This window comes from Amycolatopsis sp. WGS_07 (genome assembly GCF_045278895.1).
In the GTDB taxonomy this organism is placed as follows: domain Bacteria; phylum Actinomycetota; class Actinomycetes; order Mycobacteriales; family Pseudonocardiaceae; genus Amycolatopsis.
On the sequence record NZ_CP136053.1, the window covers coordinates 4,373,266 to 4,394,108 of the forward strand.

Here is a 20,843-nt window from a genome sequence, read left to right on the forward strand (position 1 = left end):
CCCTGTGCGTTCATGGGTGCGATTTCCGTTGTGGCACAGGCGTTTCGCTTCCGATTCGTTATTGACCCCGTCCGGACCGCGTGGTTTCATCTCGACTATCGATTACTCGTGATGACGCAATGGAGCGTGTGGCTGACATGAGAAAACACTGGCGCCGAGGCACCGCTGCCGTTGCGGCGACGATCGTGCTGGGTTCGAGCGCGGCGTGCGCCGGCGGCTCGTCGGACGCGTCCGGGGAGACGACGCTGCGGGTGATCGTCAACATCACCCCGAACCTCACCCAGGAGTACTGGAAGGGCCTGTTCGCCCAGTACGAGCAGAAGCATCCGGGCGTGCACGTGAAGCTGGAGCTGACCGGGACGATCTCGGCGGGCGCGAAGCTCAACCAGGACCTCGCCGCGGGCGATCCGCCGGACATCGCCCAGCAGATCATCCCCACCAAGGAGAACGCGCAGCTGTTCACCGATCTCAGCGACCAGGAGTGGACGAAGGACACCCCGCTCGCGCAGCAGCACGAGATCGAGGGCAAGCGCTACCTGGTCGGCGTCGGCGAGCAGATCCAGTCGCTGGTGTTCTACAACAAGGCCGCGTTCGCGAAGGCCGGGGTCGATCCGGCGGCGATCAAGACTCTCGACCAGTTCACCGAGGCGATGGGCAAGCTTAAGGCGGCGGGCTACCAGCCGCTGCAGACTGCGGGGCAATGGGTGCCGGGGTCGCAGTTCTCCATGATGGCCGACGCGGGCGTGCTCACCGCCGATCCGGAGTGGACAGTGAAACGCACGGACAAGAAGGTCAGCTTCGCCGGCAGCGGCTATGTGAATTATTTGCAGCGCTACCAGAGCTGGATCCAGCAGGGCTATCTCCAGAAGAGCGCGCTCGGCCTCACCTACACCGATGGACAGGCCGCGTTCCTCGCCGGAAAGTCGGCGATGTACATCATGGGCTCGTACTTCGTTCCCGCCGCGGACAAGGCGAAGAAGAGCGACGAGATCGGCGTGTTCAGCATGCCGACCGACGGCGCGTACCCGTCCGGCCAGTTCGGCAATGTCGCGGATCCCTACGTGGTCGCCGCGGCCTCGCCGCATCCGCAGGAGGCGACCGAGCTGGTGCGCTGGCTGGTCACCGACAAGGAAGCCGTGCGCAGCCAGCTCGCCGCGGACGGCAACCTGCGCAAGGGCTTCACCTACGAGATGTCGAGTCTCGGCAAGCAGGTGCAGCAGATCCTCGAAGCCGCGCCGTCGGTGCACGTGAAGGCGGGCGAACGGCAGCCGATCGACGGCTACACCACCGAACTGAACACCCAGGTGCAGTCCTTGTACACCGGTTCGTCGGCGCAGCAGGTCGCGGAGGGGTTGGACAAGTGGTGGAACTCGCAGAGCTGACGAAGCCGGTCGCGGCCCCGCCCGCGCCGCCGCGGCGGAACACCCGGCCGCGCGGCGTCCGGCTCCGCGCGGCCGCCGTTTCGCTGGGCATGAGCGGCCCGGCGGTGCTGCTGTACACCGTGCTCACCGTCGTTCCGGTCGGCGTGGCGATTTATCTCAGCTTCACCGACTGGAACGGCTTTTCCAAGGCGGTGTTCGTCGGGCTGAAGAACTACGCGAAGCTGTTCTCCGATCCGGCGTCCGGCCACGCGTGGTACGTCACCGGCATCATCTCGGTGGCGGGCACGGTGCTGATGGTCGGCGGCGGGCTGGTGTACGCGCTGGCGTTGCGCGGCCGGTCCAAATGGAACTCTTTCTTCCGCGCGCTGGCCTATTACCCGCACGTGATCAGCGCGCTGATCCTCGGTTATCTGTGGGCGGCGATCCTCGGCACCAACGGGGCGATCAACAGCACGCTGCAGAAATTCGGGCTCGGCCCGATCGGTTTTCTCTTCGACGAGAAGCTCGCGCTGATCGCGTTGATCTGGGTCATCGTGTGGGCCGGATTCGGGTTCAACGTGGTGCTGTTCGTCGCCGCGCTGCAGACGGTCCCGGCGGAACTGCTCGAGGCGGCGGCGATCGACGGCGCGTCGAAGGGGCAGATCAACCGGCGGATCGTGATCCCGATGATCGCGCCGGTGGTCACCGTCGCGACCGTGCTGAACCTGGTCGGCCTGATCCGCGCTTACGACCTCGTCGTAAGCCTCACCGGCGGCGGGCCGGCCGGATCGACCCAGACGTACGGCTATCTCATCCTCGCCAAATCGTTCGAGGGCACCAAAATCGGCTACGCGACCGCGCAAGCCGTGTTCCTGATGGTGGTCTCGGCCGCGCTCGCGCTGCTGGTGACGGCGCTGCGCAACCGGCAAGACCAGGCCGCGGCCGGATAAGGGGACAAGCAGTGGTGGTACAGACGGAACTGCGGCCTGCCCCGGCGAGGCGGGTCTCGGATCGCGAGGGCGGTGTCGTCCGGTTCGTGCTGCTCGCCGGGCTCCTCGTGGTGATGGTGGTGCCGGTTTACCTGTTGCTGGTCAACAGTTTCAAACCGCAGGAAGACATCGTCGACAACCCGTTCGGGCTGCCGGTCGGGAATTTCACCTTCGATTTCATCAAGGCCGCGGCGACGAGCCCGGACTTCAATGTCCTGCAGGGCTACGGATTCACGCTGTTCCTCGTCGTCATGGTGGACATCTTCTGCATCGCGCTCGCCGGGCCCGCGGCGTACGTGATCGCGCGCAGCATGAAGAAACGCACGCAGTTGCTGCTGCTGTATTTCCTGGCGGGCACGTTCATTCCGGGTGCGGCGCTGGTGATCCCGGTGATCTACGTGCTGCGTTCGGTCGGGCTGGCGAACACCGTGACCGGCCTGATCGCCCACGACGTCGCCTCGACGCTGCCGGTGAGCATTTTCCTATTCGTTGGCTTCATCCGCACCATTCCGGTCGACATCGACCACGCCGCGACGATCGACGGCGCGGGCCGGTATCGGACGTTCTGGATGATCATTTTCCCGCTCATGCGGCCCGCCGTGGTCACCGTGCTGATCCTGAATTCGATCGGCATCTGGAACGACTTCGTCAGCCCGCAGATCCTGCTGAGCCCCGGTTCCGGCCACTACACCGTGACCACCGCGATCTACGCCGGGATCAGCCAGTATTCGACCGACCTGACGAAGGTGTTCCCGAACCTGCTGCTCGCGGTCGCCCCGGTGATCATCTTCTTCATTTACATGCAACGGCACATCATCAGCGGCCTCACCGTCGGGGCCGTGAAGGGCTGAGTCTCTCTCATAAGGAGTAAGGACAATGCAGTGCTGAGGAAGGTCGCGGTCCTGGCGGCCGCATTCGTCACGACGCTAGCCGTCGCCCCCGCCGCTTCAGCGGCCGGACGCACGTTTTACGTGGCCACCACCGGCCACGACACCGCGAACGGGCAAGCCCCGGACGCGGCGTTCCAGCACGTTCAACGCTGTGCCGACGTAATGGTGGCCGGTGACACCTGCGTCATCGCCGGCGGCACCTATCGGGAAACGGTGAAGCCAGCCAATTCCGGTAGCGCCGGAAAGCCGATCACCTACCGCACCGCACCCGGCGAGAAGGTGACACTGAGCGGTGCGGAACCAGTGCGCGGCTGGGCCAAAGTGTCCGCCACCGACGTCGCGGCGATCGCGCAGAAGGACCCGTTCGCCGCGAACTCGCCATTCAGCCAGGCTGTTTCGGCAGGAAATGTCTACAGCGCCCCAGCGGATCTCGGCACCGATGTGACCACCGTGCAAGTGTTCACCGACGGAACCATGGGCGTCGAAGCACAATGGCCCTATCCTGGTCTGGACCTGGTAACACCGAAGCTGGCCTACGCGGGCGCGGGCAGCGCGGACGCCACCATCGTCGACCCCGCAATGACCCGCCCCGCCGGATACTGGAACGGCGCCCGCGCGCTGACCGGATACTGGTACGTGTCGGCAACGTCCACAGTGACCAGTTCCGCAGTCGGCTCGGTGACGTTGGCCGCCGCTCCGCCGTGCGTCCACAAGGTCGTGCCGAAAGACACGCGATACTCGCTGTCCGGCAAAATCGGCGAACTGGCGAACCCAGGGGAGTGGTTCTACGACCCCTCCGCCAAACGACTCTACGTTTACAGCACGGACAACCCAGCCACGCACAACATCGAGGCCAAACGACGCAAACTCGCCTTCGATCTCACTAATACCAGCTACACCAACCTGACCGGCCTCACCCTGTTCGGCGCTTCGGTGCAGACCGGTTCGTCCAGCACGAATGTGGTGCTGGACAAGATCAATGCCCATTATCTTTCGCACTACACCGACATCACCCAGGGCGCGACAGACTGCGGCTCCACCGTGACTCGCGGCGTTGCCGACACCGGTCTCGTCATCAACGGGACGAACAACCAGGTCATCAACAGCAACCTGGCCTACAGCGCGGGAAACGCGATTGCCTTGCGCGGCCAGCACAATACCGCCTCCAACAACGTAATCCACGACGCTGACTATCTCGGCACTTACGCGGCAGGCATCGCCGTCGCAGGCAACAGCCAAACCGTGCAGCACAACACGATTTACCGCGTTGGCCGGAGCGGCATCAACCTGCAATGGGACGTCGCAACCGGCACGACACCCGGGCCGGACCGTATCGCGTACAACGACATTTCCCAGTACGCCCGGCTCAGCCTGGACACCGCGGCGATTTACACCTGTTGTGCCTCCGACATGTTGCAAACGTCGATCGACCACAACGTCCTGCACGACGGCACTCCGACCCCCGGCGTGAACCCGTTCGCCGTAGCCGGAATCTACGCAGACAACGGCCAGAGCAACCTCACCATCGCGAACAACGTAGGCTGGAACAACCTAGAGAAAACCGTAATGCTCAACGGCCTCGGTTCCGGTTCGCGCAACAACCTCGTCTACAACAACACCGGCGGGGCGACGTTGTTCTACGTCAAGGGACCGGGCCAGTCGACCGGAACCAAGCTGTACAACAACATCGGCGAGATCGTCGGCCTGGATGGCGCGACGGACGGCGGAATGCTGATCTCGAACAACCTCCCCGCAGGCACCGACCCGAAGTTCGTAGACGCGGCGAACCACGACTACCGATTGGCCGCGGACTCCCCAGCCCGCAACGCGGCAATCCCGCTACCCGGCATCAACGACGGCTCCACCGACCCGACGCCAAGCCTGGGCGCGTACCAGTACGGTGCTCCTAAGTGGACAGCTGGCGCGACCCGATAATGCCGACGGCGCCCGGACTGTGCGGAACGGTCCGGGCGCCGTTTTCTTCAGCCTTCCTGAATCCACGCCGGACTGATGCTCATCTCGATGAACCGCCAGCCGTCCGGCGTTTTGACCGCCGCAGTCGCCACCCGCAATCCAGTGCGACGATGAGGCGGCTGGCCATCACGGTAGAAGTAGACGAGCTGATTGGCAGTCGCCGTGGCCCGGTCGCCGTCGAGGTCGACGAGGATGTCGCCGTGCACGTGCTGGACGAGTTCGTCGCGCTCCTGGGTGAGAAACTCGGTCACCTCGCCCAGCCCGCGCAACTCTCCGCGCGGTGAATGAACCGCGATATCCGGGTGGTAAACGCGGTCGATCTCGTCGTGCCGTCGCTCGTCCAGCATCCGCGCCAGCCGGGCGAACAGGTCCGCGACCTCAAGACGGTCAATGGTCGGCATGGTTGGTCCTCCTATGTTGGTGCGACCAACACTAGCGGAAGCATGTTGGTCGCGCCAACACTGCTAGGCTGATCCGCATGGACGAGATCCCGCGCCGCCTGAAGGAAAAGCCGAGCTGGCTGCTCACCCAGCTGACCGTGCACGCCCGCCGGCTGGTGTCAGACGGCTTCGCGGAGGCCGGCGCGCGCGGATACCACTACCGGATCCTGGCCGCCCTGGACGAGTTCGGCCCAGCCAGCCAGGCCGACCTGGGCCGCCGCTGCCGAGTAGACCGCAGCGACGTCGTGGCGGCGGTCAACCAGCTGTCCGAACTGGGCTACGCGGAACGCACCCCCGACCCAGACCACGGGCGGCGCAACATCGTGCACCTGACGAAGCCAGGGGCCCGCCAGCTGCGCCGGATGGATAAGGTCCTGGACGGGGTGCAGGACGAACTGCTGGGCGCTTTGTCGGCGGAAGAGCGGGCGACGCTGGTAGGGCTGCTGGGACGAGTGCTGGCCGACCACGAACGCAGCTGATCCTTGAGCGGCGACGCGGTGCGCGGCCTCGGCGGGCCGTGGATGCGGCTGACTCTTGAGCAGTGGGGTGGCGCGCGGCCTCGGCGGGCCGTGGATGCGGGAGCCTCTCGCATGGCGGAGGGATGCACGAGCGCGGCGGGCCGTGAACGCAGCTAGCCTTCGAGCGGCCCAGAGGTGCGCTGGCGGGGCGCGAACACGGCTGGCCCCCGAACGCCGGAGGGATGCGTGAACCGACGGGCGGTGAATGCGGCCGGTTTCGATCGGCGGACGCACGAACGCGGCTGACCCTCGAACGGTGGAGCGGCGCGCGAACTCAGCGGATCCGAACACGGCCGAACCCGCTTCTCCGAACGCCCCGCAACCACCTCGCCGCCGAAACCGCCCGCAACCTGCCCCGCGCGACCGACCCCAATGCCACATTGGGTGCGTCAGACGCACCCAATGTGGCGTTCGGTGCGTCGCATGCACCCAATGCCACATTGGGGCGCTACCGGACCAGCCGCACCCGCCCGCTCACCCAGCCACCGCCCCACCGCACCGGAGCGGCCCTGCAGCGCCGCACCAGCCCCGCCGCACTGCACCGGCCCCGCCGCAACGCACCAGCGCCACCGCACTGCATCGGCCCTGCCACACCGCACCAGGCCCACCGCACCGGGGCGGCCCTGCAGCGCCGCACCGACCCCGCCGCACCGGCCCCACCGCAACGCACCCGCCAGCCAGCCCGGCGCCCACCGGGGCCAGTCGTGAGCGGCCACCCCGGTCAGAACCGGCACAACCCCTCACTTCTTCCGCCCAGCACCCCCGCGAGCAGCCCGCTTCTTCTGCGCCCGCGGATCCGGCACCGGCGACTGCCCCGCGGCATGCGCCGCGAACGCCTCCGCCGCGGCCTCCCCGTCCCGCTCGCGCAGCAGCGACACCAGCCGGCTGTGCTCGTCCGCCATCGCGTGCCAATCGCCGTCGAACAGCGGGTCCGCGATCGCCCGCAGCGCGCGCAGGCTCGGCTCCAGCACCTCCCACATCCGGGTGAGGAACGGGTTCCCGGGAATCTGGCTGACCAGCGTGTGGAACGCGATGTCGGCGTCGCGGAATTTGCCGACGTCGTTGAGCGCCACCGCGCGGTGCATGTCCTCGACGAGTTCGTCCAGCGCCGCCAGGTGCTCGTCGGTGATGTGCTCGGCGGCCAGCCGCGCGGCGAGCCGTTCGAGCGGTTCGCGGACCTGCCGGGCGTGTTCGGCGTCCTGTTCGGAGATCTCGACGACGAAATTGCCGCGCCGGGGGATGTGCGTCAGCAGGCCTTCGCGGGCGAGCTGTTTGACCGCCTCGCGGACCGGGGCCTGGCTCACCCCGAGCCGCCGCGCGATTTCCGATTCGACGACGCGTTCGTTCGGCTCGAGTTCGCCGTCGACGATGGCCTGGCGCAGCAGCGCGTACACCCGGTCGGAGATCAGCGGATTGCGGAACTGGTCCTTGTTCGTGGCCAGCGTGGAGGCGAAACCCGCTGGTGCGTTGTCGGTTTGCCGTGTCGGTGCCATGAGATTCCCATCGTGCGGCTGCCGGAACCGTCCTGCCATGATAGGCGGGATCGCCTAACAGGTATCGATGGACCGGGTCAAGTTCCGAGCAGTCCGGCCAGCCAGGCCAGTTTCACCGTTTCGTGCGGGGCCGCGCCGCCTTCGTGGTCGTTGAACGGATAGCTGCGGATGCTCTTGCGTTCCGGCGCGAGCCCGTTCAGCGCGCCGTAGTGATTGAACGCGGCGAACACCGTCGAGGGCGGGCAAATGTGATCCATTAACGCGGTGGAAAACAGCGCGGGCGCGTTCGCTCGCCGGGCGTGGCTCGCGCCGTCGAGATAGGCGAGCGTGCGGTTCACCGTTTCCGCGTGCTGCCGGCGCAGCTTCACGAACTGCTGCACCTCGACGTACGGCGGTTTGTCGGTGATCGTGGTGGCGCGCGGGAAATGGCACAGGAACGGCACGTCGGGCATCGCCGCGACGAGGTCCGGCACGAGGCCGGCCGCGGCCAGCGCGATCCCGCCGCCCTGGCTGGTGCCGGTCACCACGACGCGCGCCGGGTCGACCTCCGGATGCGTGCGCACCGCGTCGACCGCGCGGACGGCGTCGGTGTAGACCCGGCGGTAGAAGTGGCGGTGCGGGTCGAGGATGCCGCGGGTGAGGAAGCCCGGGGCGGCGATGTCGCCGGTCGACGGGTCGGGGTCGGGCGTTTCCGCGCCCTGGCCGCGGGTGTCCATGATGAAGTGCGCGTACCCGGCGCTGGCCCACAACGTCTTCTCGTGCGGCACCCCGCGGCCGCTGCCGTATCCGAGGTATTCCACGACCGCGGGCAGCGGGCCGGTGCGCGTGACCGGGAGTTGCAGCCAGCCGCGGATCGGGGCGCCGCCGTAGCCGCGGAAGGTGACGTCGAAGGTGTCGATCGTCGCGAGGCCGTTCGGCGTCGGCTCGAAGGTCGCCTCGACGTCGGCGGCCCGCTGCTCGGCGAGGGTTTTCGCCCAGAACTCGTCGAAGTCGGCCGGTTCGGGGAGCGTCGGCAGGTAGCGCTCCAGTTCGTCGAGGGGCAGGTCGAAGAAGGCCATGCGTCGGATCTCCAGGCTCCCGGGGCGACGGTCAACCATCGCCTATCGATCATTGAATCGAACCAGTCGCGCGGGAACGTTGTCAACCAGCCAGCCGGTAGACCCGGCGGGGCGTGCCGACCAGGACTTCGTCCCGTTCTTCCGGGGCGAGGGCGTCGGTCGCGCGGGCCAGCGAGTCCGCGCGGGAGCCGCGGGGCAGGCAGATCGGCCAGTCCGAGCCGACGACGCACCGGTCCGCGCCGACGGTGTCGAGCACCTCCCGGGCGATCGCCGGAGTGCCGTGCGGCTGGGTCAGCAGGCCGGACAGCTTCACGGTCACGTTCGGCACGGTCGCCGCGTCCTGGAGTTCCTGTCGCCATTCACGCAGGTCAGCAGGGTTTCCGAGGTGATCGACGACGACAGTCAACGTCGGGTGTTCGACCGCCGCTTCGGCTGCGGTGCGCAGGGCGTGCCGGTGGAGGTTGAGTTCGAGGACCAGCCCCGCGTCGGCCAGCATCGGCACGAGCGCGCGGGCTTCGGCCGGGGTGGTGGCCCAGTCCGCGCCGCCGATCCGCATGCCGTTCGGCGGTTCCGGTTCGGCCAGCAGCGCGCGGAACGCGTCGGCCGCGTAGACGTGCAGGTTCCCGACGTATCCCGCGACCAGTTCCGGTCGGCGACGCCGTAAATCACGCAGCGCGAGTGTCTCGCCAGCGTCCCCGCGCGACGCTTCCACCAGCACAGTTCCGCGGAGCCCCGGTCCGGCGGCGGCCAGGTCGTCGGGGCCGAACGCGCGGTAGTGCGGCGATCCGGGCTTGATCCAGGGAAACCCGGCGGCCGGGTCCCACAGGTGCGCGTGGCAGTCGAACATCTCGCGGCCTCCGGGAGTATTGACACGGGGAATCCCGGTCTCGATGATAGCCATCGGTTATCGATCAGCAATAGAGAGCGGGTGGCGGCGGTGCAGGACGTGCCTGGGGTGCGGGCCGGTCGCGAGCTGGCGGCGGCGCCGGAATGGGCGCGGCTGGAGCGGGAGCTGTTCGCCGCGCTGGACCGGGCGTGGCCGGTGTTTTCCGCGCGCTACACCGAAAGCGACGGCCGGCTGGTCTTCCGGGACAAGCTCGGCGAGGGCCACGACGACCGCGACGGCGTCGACGACTTCTACGAACCGTTCTTCAACTGGCCGACGCTGTACCTGCTCGGCGGCAGCACGGAGGTGCTCGACGCCGCGCACCGGCATTGGCGCGGCGTGACCGCGCAACTGGCGGAAATGGGCATGGTCGTCGACGGCATTGAACGCGGCTATGACTGGTTCCACCAGGGCGAAGGCCTGCTGCTCTACTACGCGCTGTGCCTGGCGCGCCCGGATGACGCCGAGCTGCGCGACCTGGCCGTCCGGTTCGCCGACCTGTACCTGCCCGGCGGGCCGAACTACTCCGCCGAACACCGCGTGATCCGCGCCCCGCACACCGGCGCGGCAGGCCCGCGGTGGGGATTCAGCGACCACGAGGAGTACTTCCCGTGGAGCGAGGCACTGCGCCCGTATGGCCTCCCGCTGGATTGGCTGGGCAGCACGGAGTTCGACGACCTCAAAGACCCGGAGAAAGCCCGCGCGTACGGCCGTGAGATGTGGGAGCGGATGGGGCGCGGCGACGTTGTCGTGAACCTGGCCGTCACCAGCCTCGTCACTACCGCGTTTCTGCTGACCGGCGAACAGCGTTACGCGGACTGGGTCGCGGAATACGTCGGTGTGTGGCGCGAACGGTTGGCTGGCCGCGAAGTGCTGCCGGACAACGCGGGTTTGCACGGCGAGGTCGGCGAACACCTGGACGGCCGGTGGTACGGCGGGCACTACGGCTGGGCGTGGCCGCACGGCCTCAACCCCGTCGGGACCGCCACGCTGGTCGCGGCGATGAACGCCGTACTCCTGACCGGCGATGAGTCCTTTTTAGACTTGGCCCGCAACCCGCAAGACGCTGTACTGAAGCAAGCGGAACCGCGCACCGGCTCGCAAATGGGCACGCTGAAGAAGCGCTGGCAACCACATCTGCGCGAGCTGGACGGCGGCCCGACCCTGATGGTGCCGCAACGGCACGACGATTCCGGTTGGTTCGACTACAACATCATGCCGACCCAGCTGCCCGTTTCACTGTGGCAGTTCAGCCGTGACCCCGCGGACTTCGAGCGGATCGAACGGTTGCGCGCGGAGTCTACTTGGGACTGGACGACCGTCCACACGCAACGGCTGAAGGACGAGGCCGGGCACGAGGAACCGTGGTTCGAATATCTGCACGGCCGTAACCCGGAGTTCCCGGAACGGATGCTGCGCAGCGCGCTGGACAGCAGCGCGGCGAAGCTGGCCGCCATCGAACAGGACCAGTCGCCTGTCCCCAGCGCGCTGGACATCCACCACTGGCAGGACCACAACCCGGTCGTCACCGAGGCATTGCTGCAGCTGACGACCGGATCGCCGCAGATTCTGTACAACGGCGGCCTGGCGCAGCTGCATTTGAGGTACTTCGACGCGGATCTGCGTCGCGCTGGCCTGCCGGAGGACGTCGCCGCGCTGGTGTCCGACATCGCGGCCGACCACACCGTCGTCGACCTGGTGAATCTCGGTGCCACTACGCGGAATCTCATTCTGCAGTCCGGCACCTTCGCCGAACACCGGCTGGAATCTGTACAAGCCGACGGCCAACCCCTTCCGATCAACGGCCGATACCTACGCGTGGAACTGCCCCCGTCGAGCGCGATCCAGCTGACCTTGTCGATGACCTTGCGGGCCGAGAAGCCGACCATGCGCGCACCCTGGGAGAACGAACAGTGAACGTCGACCTGCCCCGCCTCGGCATCGGCACCGCGCCGCTGGGCGGGCTGTTCGAGGAAGTGTCCGAAGAGGACGCCGCAGCGACCATCCGCGCCGCCGCCGACGCCGGGATCACCTACTTCGACACCGCGCCGCGCTATGGCCACGGACAAGCGGAAGAACGACTCGGCCGCCTCCTTCCCGGCGCTGGAATCGCTCAGCCCGTCCTATCCACCAAAACCGGCTGGCTACTGCGTCCCGGAGCCAAGGTCGAACCCGTGTGGACCGAACGCGGAATCCGGGAATCCCTGGAATCCAGCCTCGCCCGGCTGCGTAGGTCCTCAGTGGACATTCTCTATCTGCACGACCCGGACGAATTCCCTGATGAAGTCCGCGCTTCGGCGTACCCAGCCGTACGAAAGCTCCGTGACGAGGGTTTGGTCCGCGCCATCGGTTTCGGCATGAACCATGCCGAGAAGCTGGCCGCGTACGTCGCCGAGTACGAAGTGGACGTAGTGCTCATCGCCGGCCGTTTCTCCCTGCTCGACCACGACGCCCTGCGGACATTGCTGCCACTGTGCGCCGAACGCGGCACCGAGGTGGTCGTTGGCGGTGTGTTCAACACCGGCCTGCTGGCGGACCCGAACGTGGCGGCGATGTTCAACTACCGTCCCGTGCCCGCCGAACCGCTGGCCCGGGCTCGGCGCTGTGCGGAGCTGTGCGCGGAATTCGACGTGCCGCTCACCGCGGCCGCGATCCAATTCCCGTTCCTGCACCCCGCGGTGCGGTCGGTGGTCGTCGGCTGCCGATCCGCCGCCGAGGTCACGCGTAACGCGTCGGACTTTCGCGTACCGATACCGGATGAGTTGTGGGAACGGCTCGCCACTGAGGGTTTTGTACCGCCGGAATTGCTGCCAGCCTGACCCGAGTACTGTTCCGGCATGCCGGGCAGACAACGCGGGAACCGGGTGACGCTGCGTGAAGTCGCCGACCACGCAAAGGTATCCGTGGCGACCGTTTCCCGCGCACTGGCCGGAAACTACCCGATCGCGACAGAAACCCGCCGACGCGTCGAGCAGTCAATCCAGGCGCTCGACTATGTGCACGCTCGCGCTGGCTTCGTTCCTCGGACAGTCGCATTTGTACTGCCGGACGTCCGCGCACCAGCCTTTGCCTATGCCGCGCAAGGCATCGAGGAAGCCAGTGCCGAGCACGGCGCACTCTGCCTGATCTGCCCCACCCAAGGCGACCCGGACCGAGAACGCGACGTCTTACACCTGCTGCGCGAACAACGCGCCAGCGCAGTCATCCTGATCGGCGACGTAGTCGATGACGTCGAATACCGCACCCGAATCACCGACCTAGCCCAAGGATTAGCCGCCGCCGATGCACGTTTAGTCCTGTGTGGACGGACGCCGACTGGTCATGTCCCCGCAGTCGACTACGCCAACGAGGCCGGCGCCTATGCCGTGACCAAGCACCTGCTCTCCGCAGGCCACCGCCGAATCCTCTTCCTGGGCGGCCCGCCCTCCGGCCCCACGACCACAACCGTCGCCGAACGACTGGCCGGTTACCGTCGCGCCCTCGGCCATTCCGGCTGGACGCAACCAGCCGAATCCACCCGGGAATCCGGCTACCAGCAGCTTTGCGCCCGCCTGCCGGAAGACTTCACCGCCGTATTCGCCGCGACTGACCTGATCGCCGCTGGTGCCCGAACCGCTCTACGCGCACACGGCCTGCGCGTGCCCGAAGACGTTTCCCTGGTCGGCTACGACGACCTAGACCTAGCCGAAGACTTAAACCTGACCACCGTCCGGGTGCCGTATGAGGAATTGGGCCGCGCTGCCGTCCACTTAGCTCTGTCCGGCCACACGGAGCACGAGGTCCTCGAAACGTCGGTCGTGATCCGAGGATCCGTCGCTCCCTTCTAGGTGCCGCCAACTCGGCGCGATGCCGCGGAACCTGAATCCGGAAGACAGTCCGGTGAATCCAGTCGCTCGCATCCCGTCGGCTGGATCCTGTCGCATGGATGCGGTCGTCTGGATGTCGTTGTCTGGATGTCGCAGATGAGCTTCATGGATCCAGTCTTTTGTATACCGGCGACTGATGACATGTCGACTTGCTGCGTGGATGGAGCTGGCCGGGATCCTGGCGACTGGCTCCAGGGGACTTTCCTGGTGGATCCGGACGCCGGTCTTCTGTCCGCTCGGAGACCGGCTGCATGTATCCCGGGCGATTGCATACCGTCGACCCGCTGCCCGCTGCCCGCTGCCCGCTGCCCGCTGCTCTGCCTGCGTGACCCGCGCGGCCCGCTCTGCCCGCGCAACCTGCTGCGCGACCTGCGCGATCCGCGAGACCTGCGCGGCGCGCTCTGCCCGCGCGACCTGCGCGACCCGCTTTGCCCGCGAGACTCGTTCTGCCCACAGGCGCGTGCGACCCGCGCCACCCGCGAGACCCGCGCGGCCCGCGACCGCCCGCCCACGGCTCGCGACCTTCCCTCCCCTCCCCCCAACGCCCCACCGCCGTCGATCCGCCATCCGGCACCGCTGACGAACCCCCGGCAGACCCGCCCGGCCCGGACCCCCCGCCGCACCACCGACGACCCAGCCCGCGGACATCACCGACACCAGCCCGCCCCGCCTCGATATCGCCCACCCGCTCCCACCCCACCCCGCCCAACCACTGTGACCCTCATCAACAACACGCGCCAACAACATGCCGCGTATGCAACTATTGCGAAGGCCGACAAACAGCGGCCACCACAGACCAAGGAGACGCGGGCTCATGCCACTAGCACTGGTAGCCCTGGCCATCGGGGCCTTCGGCATCGGAACCACCGAATTCGTCATCATGGGCCTGCTCCCGGAGATCGCCGCGGAGTTCGGCGTTTCCATCCCGTCCGCGGGCTTCCTGGTGACCGGGTACGCGCTGGGCGTCGTCGCCGGGGCCCCGGTGATGACGATTCTCGGCACGAAGATCAACCGCAAAACCATGCTCATGCTGCTCATGGGCCTGTTCGTCGCCGGGAACCTGCTGTCGGCCCTCGCGCCCGTGTTCGGGGTCATGCTCGCCGGGCGGATCGTCGCGTCGCTCGCGCACGGGGCGTTTTTCGGGATCGGCTCCGTCGTCGCGGCCGAGCTGGTCGCGCCGGACAAGCGGGCCGGGGCGATCGCGATCATGTTCACCGGGCTCACCGTCGCCAACATCGTCGGCGTGCCGCTCGGCACGTTCGTCGGGCAGGCGGTCGGCTGGCGGGTCACTTTCGGGATCGTCGCGGCGCTCGGCGTCGTCGGGCTGGCCGGGGTCGCGAAGCTGGTGCCGGATCTGCCCCGGCCGGAAGGAGCGCATCTTCGCCAGGAGCTGGCCGCTTTCCGGAATGTCCAGGTTGTCCTCGCGATGGCGATGACGGTGCTCGGCTTCGGCGGCGTTTTCGCGGCGATCACTTACATCGCCCCGATGATGACCGAGGTCGCCGGGTACTCGGCGGGCGCGGTGACCTGGCTGCTGGTGCTGTTCGGCGTCGGCATGTTCCTCGGCAACCTGACCGGCGGCCGGTTCGCCGACCGCAAGCTCATGCCGCTGTTGTACGTCAGCCTCGGCGGACTCGCGATCGTCCTGGCGCTGTTCACCTTCACCGCGCACAGCAAAATCCTCGCCGCCGCAACGATTCTGCTGATCGGCGCGCTCGGATTCGCCACTGTGCCGCCGCTGCAGAAGCGCGTTCTCGACCAGGCGCACGGCGCGCCGACGCTCGCGTCCGTCGTCAACATCGGCGCGTTCAACCTCGGCAACGCACTGTCCGCGTGGCTCGGCGGCGTCGTGATTTCCGCCGGATTCGGTTACACCGCGCCGAACTGGGTCGGGGCCGCGCTCGCCGGTTCCGCGCTCGGGCTCGCGATCTGGTCGGCCGCGCTCGAGCGACGGCCGCGGGTCGCGGTGGCCGAACCCCTTGTCCAGCACTGAGAAAGGCAAATTCGCATGACTGTCCCCAATGTCCGTCTCAACAACGGCGTCGAAATCCCGCAGCTCGGCTTCGGCGTCTTCCAGGTCCCGGACGACGAGACCACCGCCGCGGTGGCCAGCGCGCTCGAAGCCGGTTACCGCAGCATCGACACCGCCGCGATCTACGGCAACGAAGCCGGCGTCGGCCGCGCGATCGCCGAGTCCGGGATCGCGCGCGAGGACCTCTTCGTCACCACCAAGCTGTGGAACGACGACCAGGGCTACGACTCCACCCTGCGCGCCTTCGACGCCAGCCTCGCGAAACTCGGTCTCGACTACGCCGACCTGTACCTGATCCACTGGCCGACGCCCGCCCGCGACCGCTACCTCGACACCTGGCGCGCGCTGGAGCGGCTCGCCAAGGACGGCCGGATCCGCGCCGCCGGCGTGTCCAACTTCCAGCCCGCGCACCTGCGCCGGCTGCTCGACCACAGCGGACTAGTGCCCGCGGTCAACCAGATCGAACTGCACCCCGGCCTGCAGCAGACCGAACTGCGCGCATTCCACGCCGAACACGGCATCGCGACCGAAGCGTGGAGCCCGCTCGCCCAGGGCGCGGTCCTGACCGACCCGGCGATCGCCGAGATCGCCGCGCGCACCGGGAAATCCGCCGCGCAGGTCGTGCTGCGCTGGCACCTGCAGCTGGGCAACGTCGTGATCCCGAAGTCGGTGACGCCCGCCCGGATCCGGCAGAACCTCGACGTCTTCGACTTCGAACTGACCGAGAGCGACCTCGCCGCGATCGCCGCCGCCGACCGCGGCCTGCGCACCGGCCCGGATCCCGACCAGCTGAACTGACGGTTCGTTACGGAGTAACGGAAAACCCGGTGGCCGGGAGCCCGCGCGGCTCCCGGCCACCGGTGCGGCATCTGGTTGACAACCCGCGCGACCGCCTGCAAAGGTGGCCGCAGGTGACGAGGTCGGTCACCGCACTGGGGATGTTCGATGAGGACTCGGGGGAGCCAGCAGGCTGATCCGTCTCCTTGTGCTGCCAAGATTTTCTTACCGGACCTCCCCGTCCATCGAGGAGGACGCCGATGACCGCCGATGCCGGGCTGCTCGCCCAATTGCTGCCGTACGACCCGTTCGATCCCGCGTTCATCAGCGATCCGTACCCGACCTACCGCACGCTGCGCGAGGAGAGCCCGATCCTGCGGACCCCGGCGGGCATCTGGGCGCTCACCGGTTTCGAGGACTGCTCCGCCGTGCTGCGCGATCCCCGCTTCGGCTGGGGAGACGGCGCCACGGTCGCCGATCACTTCAACACCGCCGAGGACGGTTCGGTCGTCCGGCCGTTCATCTTCGCCGACCCGCCCGAGCACACCCGGATCCGCACGCTGGTCAGCAAAGCGTTCGCCGCGCGGCGGGTCGACCGGATGCGCGACCGGGCGCTCGAACTGGCGCACCAGCTGGTCGGCGCGGCTGCGGGCGGGACAGCGGACCTGATGACGGCGGTCGCGCATCCGCTCCCGGCGCTGCTGCTGGGCGAGCTGATGGCCGTCGAACCCGAGCACGAACCGCGTTTCCGGCAGCTGACCAGCGACATCGCCCGCGGCCTCGACCCGAGTTTCTTCCTTACGCCAGAGGAAATCGCCAAACGCGACAACGGCCGCCGCGAGCTGCGCGAGTACTTCGCGACGCTCGTCGAGGCGCGGCGCGGCAAGCCGGGCGACGACCTCGTCAGCAGCCTGGTCGCGGCCGAGGAGGCGGGCGACCGGCTCACCGAGTTCGAAATCCTGGTCACCTGCACGCTGCTGCTCGGCGCCGGCTACGCGACCACGGTCAACCTGATCGGCAATGGCATGCTCGCGCTGCTGCGGTCGCCCGGCCAGCTCGAATGGCTGCGCGCCAACCGCGACGCGATCCCCGGCGCGGTCGAGGAAATGATGCGGTTCGACGCCCCGGTCCAGCTGGTTTCGCGGACCGCGCTCGCGGAGGCGGAGATCGGCGGGACCACGTTCCAGCCGGGCGAGCAGCTGATGCTGCTGCTCGGCGCGGCCAACCGCGACCCCGCGCTGTTCGAGGACCCGGAGGAACTGCGGGTCGCGCGGCCGGCGAGCCGCAACCTCGCGTTCGGGCTCGGCATCCACTTCTGCGTCGGCGCACCGGTCGCACGCCTCGCCGCGCAGGCCGCGGTGACCGCGCTGCTTGACCACGACCTGGCGCTGGCCGGGGAACCGAGCCGGGTGCCGAACGTCGTGATGCGCGGGCTCGCCGAACTGCCGGTGGAGATCGACGGCTGAGCACGAGCCGCTGAGCATGCACCGCTGAGCGCTGCCTCGAAAACGGCTCGAGGATCCGCCGTACCCTGCCGGCGCGCAGTTCCGCAACCGCATTACGTCCTGGACTCGCGAAGCATTTAACGTAATTCGCGCGCCCATCCGCACTAGTTGCCGACCGGGCAAGCGGCGGCGTGCAGCGGAAATGGCCGACGTTTCCGATATCACGGCTCTGTCGAGAATGGAGCAAGGCGGAATTCGTGTGACGAAATAGGTTTCGCCCGACTTCGGGAAGTGATCGATCGCGTGCGCGCAGTAGTCCTTTGTGGTCACCCGACCACGTAAGACGCGGCATCTGCGCAGGTCAGTGCCTTGCGGTTGGGACGAACACGCGGCGCGACCGGTGCGGTACCGGCTGGATAGGCCCAACCGGAGGCTTGACGTAGTTCGGATCCGTGCGGCAATGTCGGGCTCAATCACAGAATGCGCTGGGGGTCGCAAGAGTGGCACAACAACCCGCCCTGTCCACTTCACGAGGGGCTGCCGAAGTCGCCGGTCAGGATCTCCCCGAGGTCCTCGGAGGTTTCGACCTTTCCGATCAGGACCGGTTCGCCGCCGGTTTCCCGTACGACGTTTTCGCCCGGCTCCGGGAGTCCGCGCCGGTGCTGCTGCATCCGCCGGGACGCACCCGCGACGGCGAGAACTTCTGGGTGCTCAGCCGCTACCGCGACATCGTCGAAGCGGCGCAGAACCCGGTGTTTTCCTCCCAGGGCGGCGGTTCCCGCGAGGGCGGCGGCACGCACCTCGACGACCTTCCCGCCGGGACGTACTCCGGCGGAATGCTGAACATGATGGACGATCCGCGGCACCGGCTGCTCAAGGACCTGGTCGCGCCGATGGTCACCGGCTCCGGGCTCGGCAAGCTGGAACCGGTGGTCCGCGACCGCGCCGCGGCCGTGGTGGCCAAAGCGGTCGAGCGCGGCACGGGCGATTTCCAGACCGCGGTCGCCGGCCGGTTCTCGGTGGAGATCATGGCGGCGCTGCTGGGAGTTCCGGCCGAGGACTGGGACCGGCTGGTCGGCTGGACCGATGTCGCGATGGGCTACGAGGACCGCGATTCGGGCGAGTCGAGCGACCGCAGCCAGTCGGTGCTGCTCGACATGTACAACTACAGCCGCGAGCTGGTCGCGGCCAAACGCGCGGACCCTGGCGACGATTTCCTGTCCGGCATCATCCACGCCGACCTGCCGCGGGTCGACGGCGTGGCCCCGCTGTCGGACTACGAACGCGAGGTGTTCTTCAACCTGCTTTCGCTGGCGGGCACCGAACCAACCCGCAACGCGATCGCGATCGGCATGCTCGCGCTCGCCGAACGTCCCGACCAGTGGCGCGACCTGCGCGCGGACCGGTCTCTGCTGGACGGTGCGATCGAGGAGATGCTGCGCTGGTCGAGCCCGACGCCGTACAACCGGCGCACGGCCACCGAGGACATCCGGTTCAACGGCCAGCTGATCCGGGAGGGCGACAAGGTCACGCTCTGGTGGGCCTCGGCCAACCGCGATCCGGAGGTCTTCGCCGATCCGGACACTTTCGACATCCGCCGCGACCCGAACCCGCACCTCGCGTTCGGCCACGGCACGCACACCTGCCTCGGGCTCACCCTCGCCCGGTCCGAACTGCGCGCGCTTTTCACGGAACTGCTCGACCAGGTCGCCGAGGTGCGGCTGACCGGGCCGGTTCCGTGGGCCCGCAACAACAAGCACACGGTCGCGCTCGAGATGCCGGTGGAGTTCGTCCCCGCCTGACGCGCCTCGCCCGGCCGCCCCTGCCCGCGGCCGGGCCTCCCGAAACCGGCCGACGCACCGCCGAACCGATTGGTGTCCCGTCATGTCCGAAACCGCTGAGCTGGCGAATCTTTTCCCGTTCGACCCGTCCGACCCCGGGTTCCGCGCCGACCCGTACCCGGTGTTCCGTTCGATGCGCGAACAGGCTCCGGCGCTGCGGACCGCGCCGGGGATGTGGGTGGTGACCGGGTTCCCGGAGTGTTCCGAGGTGCTGCGCAACCGCAGTTTCGGGCACGGCGACGGCAGCCTGGTCTCGTCGCAGATCACCACGAACGCCGACGGCGAAGAGGTCCGGCCGTTCGTTTTCCTCGACCCGCCGGACCACACCCGGATCCGGCGGCTGGTCACGAAGGCGTTCTCCGCGTCGATGATCGAGAAGCTGCGCTCGCGGGCCGAGGAGCTGGCCAGCGGGCTGCTCGCGGAGGCCGCGACCGGCGAACCGGTGAACCTGATGACCTCGCTCGCGCTGGCGATGCCGTCCCAGCTGATCTCCGAACTGCTCGGCGTGCCCGCCGAGGACAAACCACTGTTCGAACAGTGGTCCGCCGCGCTCGGCCGCGGGCTCGACCCGGACTTCATGCTGACGCCGGAAGAAGCCGAGCAGCGCAACCGCGCCCGCGCCGACTTCGACGAGTACTTCGCCGAGCTGGCCCGCCGTCGCCAGACGGAACCGGCGGCGGACCTGGTGAGCGCGCTGGTCGCGGTCGCCGAGGACGGGGACCGGCTCAGCCGGACCGAGCTGGTCAGCACGTGCCGGCTGCTGCTGTCCGCGGGCTACCTGTCCACCGCGCACCTGATCGGCAACGGGGTCGCCGCGCTGCTGCGTCATCCGGAACAGCTGGAGTGGTTCCGCGCGAACCCGGGGGAAGCGGTCGGCGTGGTCGAGGAACTGCTGCGTTTCGACTCGCCGGTGCAGGTCGCCGGGATGCGGCTCGCGCTGGAGGACACCGAGATCGCCGGACAGCCGGTCGCCGCGGGCGAGGCGGTCACGATCATGGTCGGCGCGGCGAACCACGATCCGCGCGCCTTCGAGAACGCGGACACCCTGGACGTCAGCCGGAAGCCCGAGCGCAACCTCGGCTTCGGCGTCGGCGCGCACTTCTGCGTCGGGGCGCCGCTGGCCCGGCTGTCCACCCAGGTCGCGCTCACCGAGCTGGTCACGCGGTACCGGATCGAGCGCGCGGACGCCGAGGCGACCCGCATCGACAACCTCGTGCTGCGCGGATACGCGGATCTTCCGGTCCTGCTCAACGCGGCCTGACCGACACCCGGG

The 20,843-nt window shown here is 68.1% G+C and carries 17 protein-coding genes; 13 read left to right on the forward strand and 4 right to left on the reverse strand.

The window, feature by feature from the left end; translation table 11 throughout:
- The first annotated feature begins 137 nt into the window (after positions 1-137).
- From RPX00_RS20955 to RPX00_RS20970, 4 genes are read left to right on the forward strand one after another with little or no spacing between them, the layout of a single operon-like run.
- Entirely contained in the window at positions 138-1,382 is a 1,245-nt protein-coding gene (locus RPX00_RS20955; protein ID WP_406641666.1) for an ABC transporter substrate-binding protein, read from the forward strand.
- Positions 1,361-2,311, forward strand: a complete 951-nt coding sequence (locus tag RPX00_RS20960) for a carbohydrate ABC transporter permease (protein ID WP_406641668.1) — start codon at positions 1,361-1,363, stop codon at positions 2,309-2,311. Before RPX00_RS20955 ends, RPX00_RS20960 begins: the two co-directional genes overlap by 22 nt.
- An 11-nt stretch (positions 2,312-2,322) precedes the next feature.
- Positions 2,323-3,201: a carbohydrate ABC transporter permease gene (locus tag RPX00_RS20965; RefSeq protein ID WP_406641671.1), complete on the forward strand. Its 879-nt coding sequence runs from the start codon at positions 2,323-2,325 to the stop codon at positions 3,199-3,201.
- 30 nt (positions 3,202-3,231) lie between these two features.
- Positions 3,232-5,175, forward strand: coding sequence for a right-handed parallel beta-helix repeat-containing protein (locus RPX00_RS20970; protein ID WP_406641673.1), 1,944 nt, complete (start codon positions 3,232-3,234; stop codon positions 5,173-5,175).
- A 47-nt stretch (positions 5,176-5,222) separates the two neighbouring features.
- Here the strand turns inward: RPX00_RS20970 and RPX00_RS20975 are convergent, their stop codons facing one another.
- Positions 5,223-5,615 carry a nuclear transport factor 2 family protein gene (locus RPX00_RS20975; protein WP_406641675.1) on the reverse strand — a complete coding sequence of 131 codons (393 nt, stop codon included), beginning with the start codon at positions 5,613-5,615 and terminating at the stop codon, positions 5,223-5,225.
- A gap of 77 nt (positions 5,616-5,692) precedes the next feature.
- Between RPX00_RS20975 and RPX00_RS20980 the strand changes: the two genes are divergently transcribed.
- Positions 5,693-6,133, forward strand: coding sequence for a MarR family winged helix-turn-helix transcriptional regulator (locus tag RPX00_RS20980; protein ID WP_406641677.1), 441 nt, complete (start codon positions 5,693-5,695; stop codon positions 6,131-6,133).
- Positions 6,134-6,912: 779 nt separating this feature from the next.
- Here the strand turns inward: RPX00_RS20980 and RPX00_RS20985 are convergent.
- The 3 genes from RPX00_RS20985 to RPX00_RS20995 form a co-directional block, all read right to left on the reverse strand.
- On the reverse strand, positions 6,913-7,665 hold the full coding sequence (locus RPX00_RS20985; protein WP_406641678.1) for a GntR family transcriptional regulator: 753 nt from the start codon (positions 7,663-7,665) through the stop codon (positions 6,913-6,915).
- Between the two features lie 77 nt (positions 7,666-7,742).
- Positions 7,743-8,723, reverse strand: coding sequence for an acetylxylan esterase (locus RPX00_RS20990; RefSeq protein WP_406641680.1), 981 nt, complete (start codon positions 8,721-8,723; stop codon positions 7,743-7,745).
- An 82-nt stretch (positions 8,724-8,805) separates the two neighbouring features.
- Positions 8,806-9,624 (reverse strand): amidohydrolase family protein, encoded by an 819-nt coding sequence (locus tag RPX00_RS20995; RefSeq protein WP_406641682.1) that lies wholly within the window; start codon positions 9,622-9,624, stop codon positions 8,806-8,808.
- Between the two features lie 27 nt (positions 9,625-9,651).
- On the opposite strand from RPX00_RS20995, the gene RPX00_RS21000 reads away from it, so the two are divergent.
- The 8 genes from RPX00_RS21000 to RPX00_RS21035 all read left to right on the forward strand — a co-directional run bounded on the left by RPX00_RS21000 (position 9,652) and on the right by RPX00_RS21035 (position 20,831).
- Positions 9,652-11,526, forward strand: a complete 1,875-nt coding sequence (locus tag RPX00_RS21000) for a hypothetical protein (RefSeq protein ID WP_406641684.1) — start codon at positions 9,652-9,654, stop codon at positions 11,524-11,526.
- A complete protein-coding gene (locus tag RPX00_RS21005; protein WP_406641685.1) occupies positions 11,523-12,428 on the forward strand; it encodes an aldo/keto reductase in 906 nt (301 codons plus the stop codon). The genes RPX00_RS21000 and RPX00_RS21005 overlap by 4 nt, the downstream gene beginning before the upstream one ends.
- A gap of 45 nt (positions 12,429-12,473) precedes the next feature.
- A complete protein-coding gene (locus RPX00_RS21010; RefSeq protein WP_406641687.1) occupies positions 12,474-13,436 on the forward strand; it encodes a LacI family DNA-binding transcriptional regulator in 963 nt (320 codons plus the stop codon).
- 853 nt (positions 13,437-14,289) lie between these two features.
- Complete coding sequence (locus RPX00_RS21015; protein ID WP_406641689.1) at positions 14,290-15,468, forward strand: MFS transporter; 1,179 nt, start codon at positions 14,290-14,292, stop codon at positions 15,466-15,468.
- Between the two features lie 15 nt (positions 15,469-15,483).
- Positions 15,484-16,305 (forward strand): aldo/keto reductase, encoded by an 822-nt coding sequence (locus tag RPX00_RS21020; protein WP_406641691.1) that lies wholly within the window; start codon positions 15,484-15,486, stop codon positions 16,303-16,305.
- A 239-nt stretch (positions 16,306-16,544) separates the two neighbouring features.
- A complete protein-coding gene (locus tag RPX00_RS21025; RefSeq protein WP_406641693.1) occupies positions 16,545-17,750 on the forward strand; it encodes a cytochrome P450 in 1,206 nt (401 codons plus the stop codon).
- 479 nt (positions 17,751-18,229) lie between these two features.
- Positions 18,230-19,531 carry a cytochrome P450 gene (locus tag RPX00_RS21030; RefSeq protein ID WP_406641695.1) on the forward strand — a complete coding sequence of 434 codons (1,302 nt, stop codon included), beginning with the start codon at positions 18,230-18,232 and terminating at the stop codon, positions 19,529-19,531.
- A gap of 82 nt (positions 19,532-19,613) precedes the next feature.
- A complete protein-coding gene (locus RPX00_RS21035; protein ID WP_406641697.1) occupies positions 19,614-20,831 on the forward strand; it encodes a cytochrome P450 in 1,218 nt (405 codons plus the stop codon).
- The last annotated feature ends 12 nt before the right edge of the window (positions 20,832-20,843 follow it).